The organism is Mucilaginibacter boryungensis, from assembly GCF_015221995.1.
GTDB lineage: Bacteria > Bacteroidota > Bacteroidia > Sphingobacteriales > Sphingobacteriaceae > Mucilaginibacter > Mucilaginibacter boryungensis.
This window is the reverse complement of record NZ_JADFFM010000001.1, coordinates 707,728-726,335: the sequence shown is the minus strand read 5'-3', so window position 1 is coordinate 726,335 and position 18,608 is coordinate 707,728. Positions and strand designations below refer to the sequence as shown.

At 44.2% G+C, this 18,608-nt stretch carries 18 protein-coding genes and 1 tRNA gene; 11 read left to right on the top strand and 8 right to left on the bottom strand.

Annotated features, from left to right (window positions below; translation table 11 throughout):
• Both IRJ18_RS03120 and IRJ18_RS03115 read left to right on the top strand, forming a co-directional pair.
• Nucleotides 1–717 (top strand): Crp/Fnr family transcriptional regulator, encoded by a 717-nt coding sequence (locus tag IRJ18_RS03120; protein ID WP_194104737.1) that lies wholly within the window; start codon nt 1–3, stop codon nt 715–717.
• Nucleotides 718–788: 71 nt separating this feature from the next.
• Nucleotides 789–992: a hypothetical protein gene (locus IRJ18_RS03115; protein ID WP_194104736.1), complete on the top strand. Its 204-nt coding sequence runs from the start codon at nt 789–791 to the stop codon at nt 990–992.
• 22 nt (nt 993–1,014) lie between these two features.
• Here the strand turns inward: IRJ18_RS03115 and IRJ18_RS21105 are convergent, their stop codons facing one another.
• The 3 genes from IRJ18_RS21105 to IRJ18_RS20975 are packed head-to-tail and all read right to left on the bottom strand — an operon-like array spanning nt 1,015 to nt 1,762.
• Entirely contained in the window at nt 1,015–1,368 is a 354-nt protein-coding gene (locus tag IRJ18_RS21105) for an OmpW/AlkL family protein (protein WP_262893251.1), read from the bottom strand.
• Nucleotides 1,277–1,570 (bottom strand): hypothetical protein, encoded by a 294-nt coding sequence (locus tag IRJ18_RS21270; protein WP_377095102.1) that lies wholly within the window; start codon nt 1,568–1,570, stop codon nt 1,277–1,279. The genes IRJ18_RS21105 and IRJ18_RS21270 overlap by 92 nt, the downstream gene beginning before the upstream one ends.
• 27 nt (nt 1,571–1,597) lie before the next feature.
• Nucleotides 1,598–1,762, bottom strand: coding sequence for a hypothetical protein (locus IRJ18_RS20975; RefSeq protein WP_228072505.1), 165 nt, complete (start codon nt 1,760–1,762; stop codon nt 1,598–1,600).
• 72 nt (nt 1,763–1,834) lie between these two features.
• On the opposite strand from IRJ18_RS20975, the gene IRJ18_RS03105 reads away from it, so the two are divergent.
• Nucleotides 1,835–2,059, top strand: a complete 225-nt coding sequence (locus IRJ18_RS03105; RefSeq protein ID WP_194104735.1) for a hypothetical protein — start codon at nt 1,835–1,837, stop codon at nt 2,057–2,059.
• 100 nt (nt 2,060–2,159) lie between these two features.
• Here IRJ18_RS03105 and IRJ18_RS03100 read toward each other — a convergent pair.
• Nucleotides 2,160–2,233 (bottom strand) — tRNA-Met (locus IRJ18_RS03100).
• A 165-nt stretch (nt 2,234–2,398) separates the two neighbouring features.
• Between IRJ18_RS03100 and IRJ18_RS03095 the strand changes: the two genes are divergently transcribed.
• From IRJ18_RS03095 to IRJ18_RS03085, 3 genes are all read left to right on the top strand, one after another.
• Nucleotides 2,399–2,779 (top strand): START-like domain-containing protein, encoded by a 381-nt coding sequence (locus IRJ18_RS03095; RefSeq protein ID WP_194104734.1) that lies wholly within the window; start codon nt 2,399–2,401, stop codon nt 2,777–2,779.
• Nucleotides 2,780–2,894: 115 nt separating this feature from the next.
• On the top strand, nt 2,895–4,334 hold the full coding sequence (locus IRJ18_RS03090) for an LptF/LptG family permease (RefSeq protein ID WP_194104733.1): 1,440 nt from the start codon (nt 2,895–2,897) through the stop codon (nt 4,332–4,334).
• A 123-nt stretch (nt 4,335–4,457) separates the two neighbouring features.
• Nucleotides 4,458–5,669 (top strand): bifunctional 3,4-dihydroxy-2-butanone-4-phosphate synthase/GTP cyclohydrolase II, encoded by a 1,212-nt coding sequence (locus IRJ18_RS03085; protein WP_194104732.1) that lies wholly within the window; start codon nt 4,458–4,460, stop codon nt 5,667–5,669.
• A gap of 191 nt (nt 5,670–5,860) precedes the next feature.
• Here IRJ18_RS03085 and IRJ18_RS03080 read toward each other — a convergent pair whose 3' ends face one another.
• Nucleotides 5,861–10,288 carry a translocation/assembly module TamB domain-containing protein gene (locus IRJ18_RS03080; RefSeq protein WP_194104731.1) on the bottom strand — a complete coding sequence of 1,476 codons (4,428 nt, stop codon included), beginning with the start codon at nt 10,286–10,288 and terminating at the stop codon, nt 5,861–5,863.
• A gap of 197 nt (nt 10,289–10,485) precedes the next feature.
• Between IRJ18_RS03080 and tsaD the strand changes: the two genes are divergently transcribed.
• The 3 genes from tsaD to IRJ18_RS03065 all read left to right on the top strand — a co-directional run bounded on the left by tsaD (nt 10,486) and on the right by IRJ18_RS03065 (nt 14,363).
• Nucleotides 10,486–11,487: a tRNA (adenosine(37)-N6)-threonylcarbamoyltransferase complex transferase subunit TsaD gene (gene tsaD, locus IRJ18_RS03075; protein WP_194104730.1), complete on the top strand. Its 1,002-nt coding sequence runs from the start codon at nt 10,486–10,488 to the stop codon at nt 11,485–11,487.
• A 112-nt stretch (nt 11,488–11,599) separates the two neighbouring features.
• The gene (locus tag IRJ18_RS03070; protein ID WP_194104729.1) at nt 11,600–11,776 is read left to right on the top strand and encodes a hypothetical protein; all 177 of its coding nucleotides are present in this window, start codon (nt 11,600–11,602) and stop codon (nt 11,774–11,776) included.
• 319 nt (nt 11,777–12,095) lie between these two features.
• Nucleotides 12,096–14,363 (top strand): aconitate hydratase, encoded by a 2,268-nt coding sequence (locus tag IRJ18_RS03065; protein ID WP_194104728.1) that lies wholly within the window; start codon nt 12,096–12,098, stop codon nt 14,361–14,363.
• Between the two features lie 158 nt (nt 14,364–14,521).
• Here IRJ18_RS03065 and IRJ18_RS03060 read toward each other — a convergent pair whose 3' ends face one another.
• Nucleotides 14,522–14,971, bottom strand: a complete 450-nt coding sequence (locus tag IRJ18_RS03060; RefSeq protein WP_194104727.1) for a KTSC domain-containing protein — start codon at nt 14,969–14,971, stop codon at nt 14,522–14,524.
• A 123-nt stretch (nt 14,972–15,094) separates the two neighbouring features.
• On the opposite strand from IRJ18_RS03060, the gene IRJ18_RS03055 reads away from it, so the two are divergent.
• Together IRJ18_RS03055 and IRJ18_RS03050 are read left to right on the top strand one after the other, a co-directional pair.
• Nucleotides 15,095–15,715: an OmpA family protein gene (locus tag IRJ18_RS03055; RefSeq protein WP_228072503.1), complete on the top strand. Its 621-nt coding sequence runs from the start codon at nt 15,095–15,097 to the stop codon at nt 15,713–15,715.
• Nucleotides 15,716–15,754: 39 nt separating this feature from the next.
• Complete coding sequence (locus IRJ18_RS03050) at nt 15,755–16,510, top strand: HAD-IIB family hydrolase (RefSeq protein WP_194104726.1); 756 nt, start codon at nt 15,755–15,757, stop codon at nt 16,508–16,510.
• Nucleotides 16,511–16,518: 8 nt separating this feature from the next.
• Here IRJ18_RS03050 and IRJ18_RS03045 read toward each other — a convergent pair whose 3' ends face one another.
• On the bottom strand, nt 16,519–17,235 hold the full coding sequence (locus IRJ18_RS03045; RefSeq protein WP_194104725.1) for a DUF92 domain-containing protein: 717 nt from the start codon (nt 17,233–17,235) through the stop codon (nt 16,519–16,521).
• Nucleotides 17,236–17,258: 23 nt separating this feature from the next.
• Nucleotides 17,259–18,530, bottom strand: coding sequence for a PQQ-dependent sugar dehydrogenase (locus IRJ18_RS03040; protein WP_194104724.1), 1,272 nt, complete (start codon nt 18,528–18,530; stop codon nt 17,259–17,261).
• Nucleotides 18,531–18,608 lie beyond the last annotated feature (78 nt).

Here is an 18,608-nt window from a genome sequence, read left to right as displayed (position 1 = left end):
ATGGCCCAATTAACCGGTAACGCGCCAGTATGTGACCTGGAGAAGTGTATGATTTGCCGTGAGGCATCGCCCGGCGCCCGTCTGAACATCGGCCGGCACCGCCGGAACCTGCAATTCAAAAAGGGCGAAGTGATCTTCCGCGAAGGCCAGCCGGTCAGCGGGATCTATTTCGTTTACAGCGGCACCGCTAAAGTGCATAAACACTGGGATGCCGGTAAGGACCTTATCCTGCGTTTCGCTTCCAGCGGGAATATCATGGGCCATAGGGGACTGGGCAGTAACCTCGTTTACGCCGTTTCGGCTACCGCGCTTGAACCGTTAACGGTGTGCTTCATTGATCTTGATTTTTTTCGCCAGCTGTTAAGCTCCGACAGCCAGCTGTGTTATAAGCTCATGGTCTTGTTTGCCGAAGAGCTGGATGCCGCAGAACAAAAAATGCGAGACCTGGCCCATATGCCCGTCAAAGGCCGCGTAGCGCAGGCGCTGCTGCGCCTGGAACAACAGTTCGGCACAGATCAACAGGGAGCGATCAATTTTCGTTTGGCCTGGACTGATCTGGCAGATTTTACCGCGGCGACCTATGAGACCGTGTTCCGGACCATTAAACTGATGGTCGGTGAAGGCTTGCTGCGTGTCAGTAAAAAACGGATCAGCCTTTTAGAACCTGAAATGTTAAGGGCGATCGTAAATGGTACGGGTCACCAACAAACACTTTAAAATAAAACGGCACGTTACCGGCTGTCCACCTGAACACCTCCCGGCTTAACTGTTTCCATCATCAAAAGCGTTTGGGCTACCTTTTAAGAACTGGTAAAAAAAGCCAGAAAAAGGGCGTTGAACCGGGCGTGCGCTACGTTCAGGCCCGCGGTGCCGCCCAGCCCGAACTCAGGCAGCACCAGCGACAAGGCATTAAGGTAATTGTATTGCAGCGTATTTCTTTTCAGAAAAAAGCCCCTCCGGCACAAAACGGAGGGGCTTTTTTGGACGGATGAAACAACCGGTTCAGCGCAGCGTTTATTTGATGCGGTAGCCGATACCGATACCGATTAACCAGGGATTGATCTTTACCTCCGCCGGGATGGCCTTTAAGACCGGGACCAGCGCCGGGCTGCCCGACGGGGTCAGGTTAGCGGCATTGACCGTAGCGGCGGTTGATAACCACAACTTTTTCAGGTCGACATTCAGGAACACCTTTCTGTTCAGGTCTACATCAAACCCGGCCTGTGCCGCGAAAGCGAAGCGGTTCTGATAATCGATGCCCTGGACCACGCTGCCTTTATCCGCGCTGTAAAAGATCGTATAGTTGGCACCTGCGCCCAGGTAAGGTTTGCAGGCCGAACCGGTCGGCACATGATATTGCAGGTTCAAGGTCGACGTCTGCTGCGGCAGGGCCGCCGATAGCAGTCAGGTTCGAGCCGGTCGTTTTAGCTTTATGTTTCACTGTGCCCAGGATCAGCTCGGCCCAGAAGTTCTTCGCAAAGAAATAAGTTATATCCAGTTCCGGCGCAAAAGAATTGGTCAGGGCAATATTGCCGCCTATGACGCCGATCGTCGCGCTTTCCTGCGGCACCACCGCGATGGTACGCAGCCTGATGTCCTATTCTTTTTTCTCCTGTGCAAAAGTGTTCAGCCCCATCAACAGGGCGATAGTGGTTAAAATAGTTTTGAAAGTTTTCATGTTATAAGTGTTATGCAGCAAAACTAGCCGCGTTGCACCTAACCCGCCATGATCAACTTCAATCCTCTGTCTGATGGTCATCATTGCCGGGACCAAAGTTTTAAAATGTGGCGACGGTCACTATTGGGCTAAGAAGAAAAAAGTTGTTATTGCGGCATGAAACGCTGGCGGCGTACAGAAAGGGTGATCGTGGAGTTTTTTAGGCTTCTCATCGCCGGTGGAAGGTATTTCGCGGATTATGCTTACCTGCGAAAGAAAGTGAAAGTCCTGCTGGCCGCTAAACGCTACATGCCATCTACAATATTATGTTTAACCCGAAAATTCAGCGTAGGGCTTTTTGAAATTAAGATCTATGTAAATAACTTATTATTAGTATATTAAATAAATGAGTGCTACCCATTTAGAAGATTGTTAACGGTTACTTAAACCCTTTTTAGAAACAAAAAGCCTGTTACGAAATTCGTAACAGGCTGATAATGAGTAGCGGGGAGCAGGATCGAACTGCCGACCTTAGGGTTATGAATCCTACGCTCTAACCATCTGAGCTACCCCGCCGAATTTATTCTTGTTTTTCATGTTAATTCGATACACTTGCATTTACGCTAATGGCCCGATAACATCCTTTTTAAAAAGGTTTGCAAATATAGGATAAATTAGTTTTCTTTAGAAAAAATGTTAACATTTATAGTCCCCTGGGCTAACCAATTGATTTAAACCGATATGTCTGATAAGAAAAAATTTAATATTGAGTATGAAATAAAATCATCTCCGCGTATACTATACTCATTTTTAAGCGAGCCCAACGGTTTAACACAATGGTTTGCAGATGATGTAGCCGTTAAAGATCAGATATATACCTTTACTTGGGATGGCGAGCAACAGAAAGCAAAGTTGTTGCTGATGAAAGAAAACAAGCTGGTCCGTTTTAAATGGATGGACGATGACCCCAACTGCTATTTTGAAATGGAAATTATGCAGGATGAACTTACTAATGATGTTGCCCTAGGCATAACCGATTTTGCTACCGAAGAAACCATTTCCGAACGTAAACTGATATGGGATAATCAGGTTGATTATCTGATAAGCGTATTGGGTGCCTGATAAAAACCGGACCGCATTTGCAATAAAGCTTAAACTGGTAAGTTATAGAAGCAGCGCAATTCAAACGCGTTTAATTATATCAGCCGGAGAATTTATAATTCTCTAAATTTGCACCGTGAAAAAGATCCACCTTTTAATCCTCCGCTCTTTTATAAGGCCCTTTATTGTTACCTTTTTCATTGTAATGTTTGTGTTGCTGATGCTATTTTTATTTAAATACATCGACGACCTGATAGGCAAAGGTTTTGAGTGGTATATTATAATGGAACTGATGCTGTATTCATCGGCTACCAATGTAGCTATGGCGCTGCCGTTATCGGTATTACTGTCATCTATCATGACCTACGGCAGCCTGGGCGAGAACTATGAGTTGGTAGCTATCAAATCGGCAGGTATCTCTTTAGGGAGGGCGCTTTACCCGATGATCATTGCGGTATGTGTACTCAGTATCTCGGCATTCATTTTTTCGGACTATATGCTGCCGGTGGCCAACCTTAAGTATTACTCGCTATTGTACGATGCCCGTAAACAAAAAACAGCGTTCCTGATCAACGAAAACGTTTTCAACAATAGTTTCCCCGGCTATTCCATCCGCGTAAAGCGTAAAGATGCCGACGGCCAAACCCTGCACGAGATCATGATCTACGAAAAAGGACAGGATATGCAAAGTAACAGCATGAATGTCACCTTTGCTAAAGAAGGGGTAATGTACCGGTCGCCGGATAATTTATCGTTGATATTACGCTTGAAGGATGGTATCCGGTATGAAGAGAAAAAAGCTGAAAACGGATACGACCCACGCCAACAGTTAATCCGTCTCCGTTTTCATGAACTGGTGCAAAAATTCGATCTCTCCAGCTTTAAACTGGCACGTACCGATGAGAATGAATTTAAATCAGCTTTCCAGATGATGGATTTAAAGCTGCTGAATAAATGGAAGGATTCAACCGGCAACCTTTTAAATATAGGGCTCGAAAGAAACTACTCGCTTATTACCCCTTATTTCAAATACTTTGGCATACCGCATAAAACAAGTAAACCCATAAAGTTTATTCCCGGCAAGGCTAATTATTTAAAAAACCTGCCCCACGATAAACAGATTTCGGTAATTGGCAACGCCCTTAACGAAGCCAAAGGGGTAAAAGACCAGGTAAAAGTCCGTGCGCAACGCTATTCAGATCTTAGCCTTGAACAACGGCGCAACCGGGTAGAATATCAAAAAAAATTCACCCTTTCGGCAGCGTGTTTGGCTTTGTTTTTAATAGGCGCCCCGCTGGGGGCCATTATACGTAAAGGCGGACTGGGTTTGCCGGTAGTGGTAGCCGTTGCTTTCTTTTTGATCTATTATATCATATCAACCATTGGAGAAAAGTTTGTAAAGGATGGCGACCTTTCCCCCATGATAGGTATGTGGATAGCAATTATTGTGCTTACGCCGATAGGCATATTCTTGTCATATAAGGCTGCTAATGATTCGGAATTGTTTAATGTAGAGACCTATAATAAATTCATTAAAAAAGTTACCGCATTTTTTACAAAGAAAACAGCGCAGTAAAGCTGTCGTGCTGATTTTACAAATGAAAGACCCACATAAAGCCACCTTAATGTACATTTGTACGTATTATATTTAAATGGCACTTAATTATTACAAGGCCATACTTAACAACGCATACACACAATGCTGAATACCATAGAAGAAGCTATAGCCGCTATTAAAGATGGCAAAACCATAATAGTTGTTGATGATGAAAGCCGCGAAAATGAAGGTGATTTTTTAACAGCAGCACGTAACGCCACGCCCGAAACCATCAATTTTATGGCAAAATATGGCCGTGGCTTGGTGTGTGCCCCTATTACGCAGTCGCGTGCCCAAAAATTGGGGCTGGAGCCAATGGTAATGCAAAATACTTCATCGCACGAAACAGCTTTTACTGTATCTGTCGACCTGCTGGGACATGGCTGCACTACCGGTATATCAGCATCCGACCGTTCTAAAACCTGTTTGGCATTGATTGACGAAAACCTTGACCCTGCTGAACTTGGCCGCCCGGGACACATTTTCCCGCTTATTGCTAAAGATGGCGGCGTACTGCGCCGTGCGGGGCATACCGAGGCTGCTATTGACCTGCCTGTAATGGCCGGGTTTGAGCCAGCCGGTGTGATATGCGAGATTATGAAGGAAGACGGCGAAATGGCCCGCCTGCCCGACCTGATAGAACTGGCTAAAGAACATAACCTGGTTATTATTTCTATTGAAGAACTAATAGCCTATCGCCTGCGTACGGAAAGCCTGGTTACTAAAGAAGTTGCCGTAAAAATGCCGACTGAATGGGGCGAATTTGATATGATAGCGTTTACGCAGAACGATACGGGGGAAAATCATCTGGCGCTGGTAAAAGGTACCTGGGAACCCGATGAACCTGTTATGGTACGTGTACATAGTTCGTGCGTTACAGGTGATATTTTTGGCTCATGCCGGTGCGATTGCGGGCCGCAGTTGCATAAGGCTATGGAAATTATCCAGAAGGAAGGCAAGGGCGCAATTATTTACATGAACCAGGAAGGCCGCGGCATAGGGTTGATCAATAAACTAAAAGCTTACCACTTACAGGAAAATGGCTTTGATACTGTTGAGGCCAATCTGCAATTAGGCTTTAAAATGGATCAACGTGATTATGGCGTGGGGGCGCAGATATTGCGCGACCTGGGCATATCTAAAATGCGCCTGTTAACAAATAATCCTAAAAAACGCGCTGGCCTTATTGGCTATGGTTTAGAAGTGGTGGAAAATATTCCCATTGAAATAGCATCTAACCCGCATAACGAGAGTTACCTGAAAACCAAGCGTGACAAAATGGACCACGCTATTATGCAAAAGCAAGGTAATTAACTCAATTTACAGGGGGTAAAATGTTGGAGTAATTCATTGCCGCCCCATTTATGGGCCGGTTATATTGCTCCCCTATTAAATGGCTTTAGCCACATGTTACCATTATATTATTGAGCTAACGCCATTTTGTTTACTCCTCTGTTCCGTTGACTGAAGCCAATGGCAATAAAACTATTCCGCAACTTGGTTTATTAATCCCTCTCGTCCTGGTTATCGGCATCTGTATTAGGCGTAGTAGTTGTGCCTGTTGCCCCGCTATTGGTTGAACGGCGGCGGCCGTGGAACAAAGCCCTGAAAAATTCGCCAAAAGTGTCAAAATCCCGCTGGTAAACCAATCCTATGCCGTTTACATACTGTACACTTAAGGGGTTATATAAAGACAGGGTGGTACTATTCAATACCCGGTAAGAATATTTAGCCCGCAGCCGTCCGTCAGCCCGCAGCAGGTAATCGGCCTCAAAATCCTTCGTAAAGTTATTAATATCCGTACTAAAGAAACTGGCCGAGTTATTACCAAAAATATTATTGGTACCCGAGGTGCTGTAAAGGCTGCCGTTTAAAACCAGCCTGTCGTTAAAAAAGCGAAATGTGGCACTGGCATCGCTGGTAGAACGGATGTTGATATCCACATTCTTAATATTTGATTGCGATATAAAGGTATTGATCTTATTAAATGCAAATTCGCTTAGTGCCTGTTCGGCTGTCTGCGCTACCTGGTTGGTTAAATTGCTGCCAGTGCCCGTAGCAAATTGCCGGCGTATAATTAAGCTTAACGCTTGCTGGTTACGGTTACTTTCATCTGTTAAATAAGTAGCCAGGTCGTCTTTAATGGATGGATCGGTTGGAAAAGTGAAATCAAAATCAATTTTTGGCTGTAGCAGGGTGTGTGTCAAAATCAGCTCAGCCTGCACCAGTTTTTGCTGGTTACCCGATGGCAGTTGTAAACCCGCCGCCTGGTAAAGGTTGGCCACATCTGTACGTACTTCATAAATGGCTTTCAGGTTAATATCGGCATTGCCGGGGTTACCTGTCCAGCGGATGGTACCCCCTTGGTCAACTGTAAAGTTTTTACTAATAAAATCTTTAGCGGTAAATTCAAACTTACCTGATGTGATCTGGAAATCGCCCAGCATTTCAAAGTCGCCCAGGCTGTTAATGTTCAGCTTAAGGTTGTTGGCTATACCCCGGCCTTCCAATCGCCCATAATCCGTAGCAATTTTCACCAGCGATTTTTCGTCAACCTTCAGTTCAAGGTTCAGCGTTACACCTTTAAATGCGTTAATCGATTCTATATATTTTGTGGTATCGTTATGTCCAACGAACCTTATAAAGTCATAATCACTGGCTGTAGACGATGTGTTCAGCGGGATATTAAATACCGTTCCCTCTTCCGTGCTGGCTTTTATGTCAATATTCATATTATCAGTTGGGCCCGTAAAGGTAAATGTACCTGTACCGTAGGCCGTCCCGTAATAAATATGATTGTCTTTAAAAGTAGTGTTTAGTGCCATAAAGTTTGTGGCCTTCACAGTTAAATCAAGCGTTGGGTTGGATATATTATTTAAGTCGACTGTACCTTCGGCCACGGCATGGTTGCCCCGGATATCTGTCAGGGTAAGCTTGTTTATCTTTATCACACTTTTATCAACCGTCAGCTCATCGTTAAGGGTATAGGCCGTTTTTAAGTAATTCACTGTAAGACCAGTATTTACCAGTGTAATTTTACCATTCAATTCAGGCTTAGATGGTGTACCGGTCAGTTTTAAATCGGTAGAAACATGGCCTTTAAGGCTTGTCACCAGGTTTTTCACAAACGGATCAAAAATAATGGCTTCGGTTTGGTTCATCTTCACATCAAAATCAAGCACATTCCCAACATCTTTTCCAAGGTTATATACCCCGTTAATGTTCATGGTTTCCAGGCCACGGTTTAAAATATTCAGTTTTACTTTGGCTTGTGTCCTGTCGTTATCCAAAGTCGATTCCAGTTTTACATTGCCAATCAACGTTTCGTTCATCGCTAACGAATCGATACGTAAATGCGCATCTACACCTGGCGCTTTTGTAATGCCGCTTAATATCACATCGCCATTCAAAGCGCCGTGTAACATTATGCCCGAAGGCTTGGTTAACTGATCCAGCGTAGCCATACTGAATTTATCGAACTCCACTTTCAGCTTGTCAGCGCTATTGTCGCTGATAAACCCATTAATGCGGACTTTCTGTGTCCCCCGTGAAAGTTCAAAGCCCGATACTTGTGTTTTACCATCCAGCAAACGGATACGTACCTGTTCCGTTATCTTCCATTTTTCATGCTCTAATACCACGTCCGATGGCAGCAGCTTTAGCTTTGCTGTAGTATCTCGCCCAAACTCTACTAAACCGTATAAGTCTAACTGGTTTGTTGCGTCCTTGTCCGATAGTTTTACGTTAAAGTTTAAACTGTCTTTTCTTAACGCGTTGTTAATGGTGATATTTTTAATGAACAGGTCCTTATTTAAGTCGATCCTGTCTAATGATATGTTGACCCCTAACTGGTCGCCCATTGTACTTTGATCCAGGATAAGATCATGAAAAATTATGCCATTGTAATTAATAGTTTTTACATACCCGTTCAGCGTGGCTGTTTTTTCTGCCGAATTGAATTGCCCTGTAAACGTGCCCTGGTCGGGTATTTTTAAATTGGGCATAAATAGCGCGATCATTGGGTCGGCATTTTTTATCTTGAAATTGAAATCAAACTGCTGTGGTTTAAACGGCGTTATATTTGTCTTTAACGATGGGATATACTTTTTTACAACACTTTTAAAATAGGAGGGTAAACTGGCTACATCGTAATTACCCTTAATGCTACCATCTGCAATTGGCGATTGTAAACTGATTAGCCGGTTGCGGCCCGTGCCGCTGGCCGCCAGCGTTACTGAATCAACTAAATAGTTATGTCTTGGGTCAACTATACGTATAGGTGTTAAGGCTACCTTGCCTGTCAGGTTATTTAGGTTGGTACCCGAAAATTGTGTATTTAAATTCGCGCTAAGCGTAATGGTATCTTTTAATAAATGAAGCGTATTTAAGCGTGCATTGGTAATATTAGCGGCAAAATTATAGGCAGGCATAACCGGATTTAAATCGGCAGTACCTTTTGCATCAAGTTTAACATTGTTATCGTTAACCGCTACGCTACCGTTAAACACCTTACGTATCACGGTGCCATTAAGGCTTACGTTTTTGTAACGATATTTTTTAAAGTCGATGTAGGCTATCCTGGCGTTTACCTTTTCTGTCAGGTTTTTCAATTCATCTCCGCTGCCTTTCACATCAGCAACCATAGTAATTCGGCCCAGGTCGGACTGGTCTATCAGCGTGCCAAGGTCAAAATCATATGTTTTAATATTGCCGCTATAGCTTGGGGTGCCTACTTTATTGATCTTCAGGTTTATATCCGATTGAAACCTGCCCAACCCCGTCTTAAAATCGCCATAGGCAATAAAATCATTTTGTACGCCTGCAAATTTCCCTTTGAAATTTACGTTCCCAAATTTTTCAATAATAGCGGGCAGTTTGCGGTTATTAGTGCCGCTAAAGCGGTTGTACAGATAATCCAGGTCTTTTTTATTAGTAGCTATCTGATCGAAGTTAAGCTCCATCAGGGTGTTGTTCCAATCAGGTAGCCCTTTTAAACTAAAATCACCTTTCAGGTAGGTGGCTTGGCCCGCGGTAACAGTAAGGTGACTTGCTTTTAAGTTATTTACATAGCCCTTCACGCGGCCATCAATCCCAAAATCAAACTTGCTTTTATCAAGTGAGGGGGTGAAATAGGCAATATCCGTCGATGATACTTTTGATGATTTAAAATCGGCATCCATTAATACCTTACTTTCAATGTCATCACCAATATCGCTAAAGTGCTTAAACCGCATCCTGAAAAAATCCTTCAAGGTTGAATGCGGCGTAACAATGAACATATTTTGCGCCAGTATCTGGTTGGTGTCAACTGTGGCATTAGCGGTAAAACTTTTGATATAAAAACCACTTTTTTCCTGTAAAGTCAGATGGCGGACATTTCCCTTAAACAGGTGGTGCACCAGGTCCATATTGCGCACATCAACGCTGAAATGATAAATATCAAGGTCGTCAAAATTAATGCGGGCGGCGGTCACATTGTGCCTGGTAAGGTTTTTAAACCTAAAATGGAAATTGTTTACTACAGATTTTTCAAACGTTAGCGTCCAGGGCTTAATTATGGTTTTAACAGTATCCGGATGTTTAAAATAGTCTATAATAAAATCCAGATTGGTGGTGGTATCATTCAGTTTTTTAAGATATACGGAACCATTATCTAACTGAATTTTACTAAAATCAAGCTTGCGGTCGCCAATGCTTGTAAATATCGAGAAGCCACTCAATTCCACCGTAAGTTTTGGAATGCTAACTAAAGTATCTTTTTGGTGGTCGAGCACGTACAGGCTATCAAGCACAACTGAAGAAAATGGTTTAAGATAAAGCCCGGCAATATGCACTTCCGTTTTCCATTCTTTAGAATAATGCTTGGCTAATTTTTGCGCGGCCCATGTTTGTACCGGCTTGTATTGGAATACCAACAATAGCACGCTAACCATTAGCAACAGCAGCAGAACGATACTAAGCGCTATTTTGAGTACTTTTTTAATAACTTTGCAAATTAGAAAATGAGTGAATTAGTGCATAAGCGCCTGAGTGAATGTTTAACAAAGTTTAACTGGTATGGTTTAAATATTCGCACCAAAATTTGTTTTTCATTCGCGCAATCACTCATTGGCTCATTCAAAATTAAACTATGCCTGTAATATTAGGAATTGAATCTTCATGCGATGAAACATCTGCCTCGGTTTGTGTTGATGGCGGGATATTAAGCAATGTAATTGCAAATCAAACCATTCACGAGGCTTATGGCGGCGTTGTGCCCGAACTGGCTTCACGCGTACATCAGCAAAATATCATTCCCGCAGTTCAGCAGGCAATAATTAACGCAAAAGTAAACAAAAATGATATTGATGCAGTAGCTTTTACACGTGGGCCGGGCCTTTTAGGTTCTTTATTGGTTGGGGTATCATTTGCTAAAGCGTTCGCGCTGGCCTTGAACAAGCCACTGATTGAGGTAAACCATATGCAAGGCCACGTTTTGGCACATTTTATTGGCGACCATAAACCTCAATTTCCATTTTTATGCCTTACGGTTTCGGGTGGTCACACACAGATCGTGCTGGTAAAAGATTATTTTGATATGGAGATCATTGGACAAACCACCGATGATGCCGCCGGCGAGGCATTGGATAAAACCAGCAAAGTGCTGGGACTACCCTATCCCGGCGGGCCATTAATAGATAAATACGCACGCCAGGGTAACCCCGATGCTTATAAATTCCCCGAACCGCAGATACCGGGTTATGATTTCAGCTTCAGCGGATTGAAAACATCCATTATGTATTTCATTCGCGATAACGTAAAGGTAAATCCCAATTTTTTGCAGGAGAACATGGCCGATATTTGCGCCTCGGTTGAAAAGCGTGTGGTGACTATATTACTAAACAAGTTAAAAAAAGCTGCTACAGCATACGGCATTAAAGATATCGCGCTGGCTGGCGGAGTATCGGCCAATACAGGCTTGCGCCAGGGTTTAAATGATTTGGCCCAGCAACAGGGCTGGAATGCATTTATCCCTAAGTTTGAGTACTGTACCGATAATGCCGCCATGATTGCCATTGCCGGTTATTACAAATATCTGCAAGGCGAATTTGTGGACCAGGATATTGCGCCGCTGGCAAGGATGCCGTTTTAGGCGCGAAGTGCCAGTCGGAAAGTCCGAAAGATAGAACTGACTTAAACAAATAGAACTTAATAACTAAAACCTTCCGGACTTTCGGTCTTTCCGGCTTCCGGACTACAAAAATATGAGTATTCCATCATTAATATTTTGGGCGGTGTTTGTACTGCCGCTGGTTGCATTCCTTGTTTGGTTAATGCGCCAGGATAAAAACAAAAAAACTGCTACCACCGGGTTAATTATATTGGCCGTATTGGTTGTAGTAGCCGTGGTGTATATGTATCTGAAAACAGGCGGACATTAAGTAGTTGCAATTATAAGCAGCAGTGGCTGGAGGGCAACGCGTTAGTGATAGCAACGGAAAGCCCGCAGCGTGCCTGGGGCTATAGCGTGGGGAAGCGAGGACTTGCAGTGAATAGCACGGGCCGCAGGCAACGCCCTGTAATCACGTCACTAATCTTAACCTCCAAAATTTAATCTCTTATTTAGAATATATCCAAATAAGATTTACCCTTGCAAACACTACTAAAAAGGTATAAATTTTTGTAGTTTCGCCGCTTAAGGATGACGTAGCCTTTACGCCTCCGAATGTTATTTCTTTTTACTAAAAATCAATAAGAAAGATGGCTTTTGATTTAGATATGATCAAAAAGGTTTACGACCGTTACAGCACCCGTATTGAGGCTGCGCGTAAGGCTACTGGTAAATCACTTACTTTAACCGAGAAAATTTTATACGCCCACCTTTCCGAAGGCGATGCTAAAACAGCTTTTGGCCGTGGTGTGGATTATGTTGACTTTGCACCCGATCGTGTGGCGATGCAGGATGCTACGGCCCAAATGGCGCTGCTGCAGTTTATGCAGGCTGGCCGCCCGCAGGTTGCTGTACCTTCAACCGTGCATTGCGATCACCTTATACAGGCTAAAATTGGCGCTGTTGAGGATTTGCACACCGCCGTTGATATTAACAAAGAGGTTTATGATTTCCTGGCCTCGGTATCAGACAAATATGGTATCGGTTTCTGGAAAGCAGGTGCAGGTATTATCCACCAGGTAGTGTTAGAGAACTATGCTTTCCCGGGTGGTATGATGATCGGTACCGACTCACATACCCCTAACGCGGGTGGTTTGGGTATGATCGCCATTGGTGTTGGCGGTGCCGATGCTTGCGATGTAATGGCCGGACTGCCATGGGAACTAAAATTCCCTAAACTGATTGGTGTAAAACTAACCGGTAAATTATCGGGCTGGACATCGGCCAAAGACGTTATTTTGAAAGTTGCCGGTATCCTTACCGTAAAAGGTGGTACAGGCGCTATTGTTGAATATTTTGGCGAAGGCGCGCAATCGCTTTCGGCTACCGGTAAAGGTACCATTTGTAATATGGGTGCCGAAATTGGCGCGACCACATCGATATTTGGCTATGATGCTAAACAAGCCGCCTACCTGCGTGGTACCAAACGCGCTGAAATAGCCGACGCTGCCGATGCGATTGCCCAGCACTTAACCGGCGATCCGGAGGTTTACGCAAATCCGGCGCAATACTTTGACCAGGTGATTGAAATTAACCTGAGCGAACTGGAGCCACATGTAAACGGTCCGTTCACCCCGGATCTGGCTTGGCCTATATCTAAATTTGCTACCGCTGTTAAAGAAAACGGCTGGCCTGCAAAATTAGAAGTAGGTTTAATCGGCTCATGTACCAACTCATCATATGAGGATATTACCCGTGCGGCATCTATCGCTACACAGGCTATCAATAAAAACCTGAAAGCTAAAGCAGAGTATACCGTAACTCCAGGTTCGGAATTAGTGCGCTATACTGTTGAACGCGATGGCTATTTAGATACTTTTGAAAAAATTGGCGGTGTAGTATTGGCCAACGCTTGCGGCCCTTGTATCGGTCAGTGGGCGCGCCATACTGATGACCCTACCCGCAAAAACTCTATCATTACCTCATTCAACCGTAACTTTGCTAAACGCCAGGATGGTAACCCTAACACGCATGCCTTCGTAGCATCGCCAGAGATTGTTACCGCTTTCGCGATAGCAGGCGATCTGACCTTTAACCCCCTTACCGATTACCTGACCAACGAAGCAGGCGAGCGTGTAAAACTGGATGAGCCACAAGGCATTGAAATGCCGGTAAAAGGTTACGCTGTTGAAGATGCAGGTTACCAGGCACCAGCGGCCGATGGCAGCGCAGTAAGCGTAATTGTCGATCCAAAATCGGCACGTTTGCAATTGCTTGATCCGTTTAAACCTTGGGAAGGTACCGATATTACAGGTCTAAAGCTGTTAATTAAGGCTAAAGGTAAATGTACTACCGACCACATATCTATGGCTGGCCCATGGTTGAAATTCCGTGGTCACCTGGACAACATCAGTAATAACATGCTGATAGGCGCCATTAACTACTTTAACAATACTGCCGATAGCGTTAAGAACGAACTGACAGGTCAATACGGCCCGGTACCGGCCACTCAGCGCGATTATAAGGCGCATGGTATTGGTACAGTAGTAGTAGGCGACGAGAACTACGGCGAAGGCTCATCACGCGAGCATGCAGCTATGGAACCACGTCACCTGGGTGTGCGTGCCATACTGGTAAAATCATTTGCCCGTATCCACGAAACCAACCTGAAAAAACAGGGTATGCTTGCCATCACCTTTGCCGACCCTGCCGACTACGAAAAGATCCAGGAGGACGATGTGATCGATATTACCGGTTTAACCACCTTCGCACCTGACAGGCAGCTTAATGTAGTATTGCACCACGCCAATGGCACAACTGAAAGCTTCCCGGTTAACCACACCTATAATGCACAACAAATAGAATGGTTTAAAGCCGGCGGCGCGCTGAATATCATTCGTGCGCAAATGGCTAAGTAATTTCGGAATTCGGATTTTCGATTTCGGATTTATAGATATAGCTTCTCCAAATTGGAGAGGCTTTTTTTGTTTATACACACCGCGGCATTGCCAAGAACGAAGCAATCTCCCGCATATATAGGCAGCTTAATAAAGGAATTGTAGCCGTCTCTATTTGTTTAGGCTGTCGCCACCAGTTTGCTTACACTGCGATAAACATATTCGTTAAAAATATGCCTGCGTGCAAACCTGCCGGGCGAATCGGCATTGATGAGTTTTACATAAACTGCTTTGGGCACGTCGAAATACTCGTAAGAATTACCATCGGTAAAATCAACCCGTAATACTTGCGATTTGTATTCAAAATCGGCAATATTAGCCAAAGTCACAGTTTCGGTATAAGCGCCAAAAGTTTGCGCTACGGTTTCAGGGGCTATGCTTACCAAAAAGTGATAAGCTTCAATAATGGTTTTGCTTTTTTCTTCGGCCTCCAGTTTAAGTTCGGCATTATCGTTAAACTTGTCGGGGTGCCAGGTTTTCATTAAGCTACGGTAAACCGTTTTCAGTTCCTGCAGTTCCGCTTCTTTGGCAACGCCTAATAATTTTCTGTAATCAACAATTTTTTTCATATCACAAATTCTCTTAGTTCTTCATCATTGATTGCAAAGCACAATTATTAAGCACTTTATTTTCAATAAAATAAGTTGGCAAAGGTACGCTTTTTACATACACTTTTTTTAAAAAATTTACTTATGTCCAATAGCCTCACCGCCGGCTATAAAACAATATCGCCTATGCAAAAAGCGTTAAAACCTGGAACCAAACAATTATTCATGACTTCTATAAAAAATATAACCATTATTTCTGCTGTTTTATTGGCCGTAACCGTCGCACCTGCTTGCAAATCGAAAAAACCGCTGGTACAAAAGCCTGCGCCTGCTGAAGAACCAGTGAAACCACAAGTAGTACCTGATTCAAAAAAAACTGAACCTGTACAGCAACAGGCCGCGGAAATGGCACCGCCACCAGCGCCAAAGCCTGATTATAACTTTAAGAATATCCAATTTGAGTTCAATTCGGCTGTATTAAAAACCAGCGCTTATCCCATTTTAGATAAAGCTGCCGCCGAACTGAAAAAAGACCCATCAGTTAAATTTATGCTTAATGGCTATGCTTCAAACGAGGGCACTGACGAACATAACCTGGCCCTTTCGCAGGAGCGCGCCAACTCGGTAAAAACATATTTAGTTAACAGCGGCGTAAGCGGCGATATTTTAATCGCCAAAGGTTACGGTGAAGCCAACCCGATATCAAAAAATATCGATGAAGCAAGTCGCGCGTTGAACCGCCGGGTGGAGATCAAAAAGCAATAGCGTAAACAACCTTCTGTATTTCCGTGTTCTTATACCGACATGAAGAAACTTATCATATTCGATTTGGATGGTACGCTGGCCGAAAGTAAATCGGCCATTGATAAAGAGATGGCTGAGATTTTAAGCAACCTGTTAAAGGTAGCCAGGGTATCAATTATTTCAGGCGGCGATTGGCCGCAGTTTGAAAAACAGGTATTAAGTTATTTACCGGCCGGTAAATCATTAAAACGCTTAGCTATTTTACCTACCTGCGGCACCAAATTTTACCAGTACAAAAAAGGCTGGAAGCAATTATATGCCGAAAACTTTACCGATGAAGAAAAAACCAGGATCATCACCAATCTTAATCAGGCAGTAGTAGCTTCGGGTTTTAAAGCTAAGAAAACCTGGGGCGAACAAATTGAAGACCGTGGTAGCCAGATCACCTTTTCAGCCCTCGGTCAGCAGGCGCCGCTTGAAGAAAAGAAAAAATGGGACCCCAATTTCACAAAGCGCAAAAAAATTAAGCTTCGGCTGGATAAATCGCTAAAAGAATTCTCCGTACAAATGGGCGGCGCTACTTCTATTGATGTTACCAAACCGGGTATTGATAAAGCCTACGGTATACGCAAGCTTAAAAAGGTGCTTGATATTAAGATATCAGAAATGATTTTTATAGGTGATGCCTTGTTTGACGGCGGTAACGATCATCCTGCCCGCACTACCGGTGTAGATTGCATACAGGTAAAAGGCCCCGAAGAAACAAAACGGGTAATTGAGGCCATCGTAGCTTGTTTGCCCGTGAAAAGAAAGTAGAGGCTTAATTATACCAGATATATCAGGAGACCGCAAACTGCCGCTCCAACCAGCGTGTTCAAAAAGTTAACCAGGTTGTTTCCAATCAGGTGTTTACGCTCAAGCGCGGCACCTAAAACAGAATCGGCCAGGTTACCTATAGTGCCGGCGATAATAACCCAGCACACAGGCCATCCCCAACCAAAGAACAAGGCGTAGATAACGGCTATAAAACCCGCCCCTAAAACGCCAGTTAGCGTACCTTCCAGACTCACTACGCCGTCTAACCCGCGCTGGTCTTTTCTGAAAGTTAAAACATTATAAAAATTTCGCCCGTAAACTGTACCCAGTTCAGATGATAAAGTATCAGCAGTAGCCGATGCCAGGCTGCCGGCTATCATTAATTGCATTAAGGTAATATATTGAGGCATGCACCAGGTTACGCCACCAAGTATAGCAGCCACACCGCCATTGGCCACAACCTGTCCGGCTGTGCGTGGGCTATTATCATTTTCGACTGTAGGTATAGTTTGTTTATCTTGACTATGCCACCCCGTAGCCCATGACCCGGCAATGAAGAAAAAAGACATCATGAGCAAGCCACTATAACCCGCACCTTTATAAATTAACAAACCAACCAGGCCGCCTGTAATAGCACCGGCTAATGTTAATTTACGGGTGGTATAGCTTATAATAACCCCACTTAGCAGGAATAAATAAATGAACAGGTCACTATAAAAAGGCATGCCTAAAGATGGAGATAATTCCTTTATATCCCAATCCGGTAAATTCTACCCTGTGCCATATCGGTTATGGCGTATAAAGCGCCATCTGGCCCTTGCACTACTTTGCGGAAACGCTGGCCCTGATCTGCCAGCAGGCGTTCTTCGCCAATAACTTTGTTATCTTTAATTACCAGCCGGACAATATGCATGCCTTTTAGTGCGGCTACAAACAGGTTATTGCGCCATTCGGGGATAAGGCTGCCGGTATAAAAAGTTATTCCGCTTGGCGCGATGGCGGGGTCCCAGTAATAAACAGGTTGCTCCATTCCGGCTTGCTGGGTACCGTTGCCCACTTTGGCCCCGCTGTATTCCAGTCCGTAAGCAATGGTTGGCCAGCCATAATTTCCCCCGGCTTTTATAAGGTTAATCTCATCACCTGCCTGGGGGCCATGTTCACTCTCCCATAAATCGCCAGTCACTGGATTCCAGGCCAGGCCTTGCGGATTGCGATGCCCCAGCGACCATATCTCCGGTTTGGCGCCAGCTGTGCCGGCAAAGGGGTTACCGGCAGCGGCCGTACCATCTTTATTAATGCGTATAATTTTACCTATGGTAGCACCCAGCGATTGCGCCTGCACGCGAATATCATCGGCAGAATGTTCACCAAAACTCACATATAACCGCCCCTGACTATCAAACAATAAATTAGACCCTTTATGGTTAGTGGTGCCATTATAAGCAGGTGTGGCCCGATAGATCACTTGCACGTTTTCAAAAGCCGTTTCATCGGCCGATAATTTGCCTTTAGCCACGCTCATAGTAACACCGCCTGTCACCGTTTCGGTAAATGTCCAGAACACCATCCGGCTGGTAGCAAAGTCAGGATCTAACGCTATACTTAACAAACCGCTTTCGCCGGCATAACTTACCAGTGGCACCCCGGTTATTGGATTTCCAATTGCTCCGCTGGTAGTTACAATACGTATGCGACCTGGTTTCTCGGTTACCAGCATGCGCCCATCAGGCAAAAATGCCAATCCCCAGGGATACGACAGGCTACTGGTGATAATGCTCACTTTAATTGCAGTGGTTGTTTTAACACTGCCTACACGGGTTTGTCCGTCAAATGCAGGGGCCTGGTTGGGTGCTACTTTAGCGGCAGTTTCAACGGGCGCGCCAGTACCAGCTGTGCCGCCGTTATTGGCAGGTTGTGTGATATCACCATCGTTTACTTTATTATGATTACATGCCGCAAGCAAAATAACTGATAATGCTATACAAGCAATTATGGAACGGTTGTGAATAAAAGTCTTCATGGCGGCATGTATAATAAGCGGGTTACTATTACTAATATCTTAATAACAAAGTAATTACCAATTTGTGGTGATAACCCT

What these genes read in the sequence shown, in the direction of transcription:
- IRJ18_RS03120 (WP_194104737.1), top strand. Translation starts at nt 1, where the DNA reads ATGGCCCAATTAACCGGTAACGCGCCAGTATGTGACCTGGAGAAGTGT.
- IRJ18_RS20975 (WP_228072505.1), bottom strand. Translation starts at nt 1,762, where the DNA reads ATGATGACCATCAGACAGAGGATTGAAGTTGATCATGGCGGGTTAGGT.
- IRJ18_RS03105 (WP_194104735.1), top strand. Translation starts at nt 1,835, where the DNA reads ATGAAACGCTGGCGGCGTACAGAAAGGGTGATCGTGGAGTTTTTTAGG.
- IRJ18_RS03095 (WP_194104734.1), top strand. Translation starts at nt 2,399, where the DNA reads ATGTCTGATAAGAAAAAATTTAATATTGAGTATGAAATAAAATCATCT.
- IRJ18_RS03085 (WP_194104732.1), top strand. Translation starts at nt 4,458, where the DNA reads ATGCTGAATACCATAGAAGAAGCTATAGCCGCTATTAAAGATGGCAAA.
- IRJ18_RS03080 (WP_194104731.1), bottom strand. Translation starts at nt 10,288, where the DNA reads ATGGTTAGCGTGCTATTGTTGGTATTCCAATACAAGCCGGTACAAACA.
- tsaD (WP_194104730.1), top strand. Translation starts at nt 10,486, where the DNA reads ATGCCTGTAATATTAGGAATTGAATCTTCATGCGATGAAACATCTGCC.
- IRJ18_RS03070 (WP_194104729.1), top strand. Translation starts at nt 11,600, where the DNA reads ATGAGTATTCCATCATTAATATTTTGGGCGGTGTTTGTACTGCCGCTG.
- IRJ18_RS03065 (WP_194104728.1), top strand. Translation starts at nt 12,096, where the DNA reads ATGGCTTTTGATTTAGATATGATCAAAAAGGTTTACGACCGTTACAGC.
- IRJ18_RS03060 (WP_194104727.1), bottom strand. Translation starts at nt 14,971, where the DNA reads ATGAAAAAAATTGTTGATTACAGAAAATTATTAGGCGTTGCCAAAGAA.
- IRJ18_RS03055 (WP_228072503.1), top strand. Translation starts at nt 15,095, where the DNA reads ATGTCCAATAGCCTCACCGCCGGCTATAAAACAATATCGCCTATGCAA.
- IRJ18_RS03050 (WP_194104726.1), top strand. Translation starts at nt 15,755, where the DNA reads ATGAAGAAACTTATCATATTCGATTTGGATGGTACGCTGGCCGAAAGT.
- IRJ18_RS03045 (WP_194104725.1), bottom strand. Translation starts at nt 17,235, where the DNA reads ATGCCTTTTTATAGTGACCTGTTCATTTATTTATTCCTGCTAAGTGGG.
- IRJ18_RS03040 (WP_194104724.1), bottom strand. Translation starts at nt 18,530, where the DNA reads ATGAAGACTTTTATTCACAACCGTTCCATAATTGCTTGTATAGCATTA.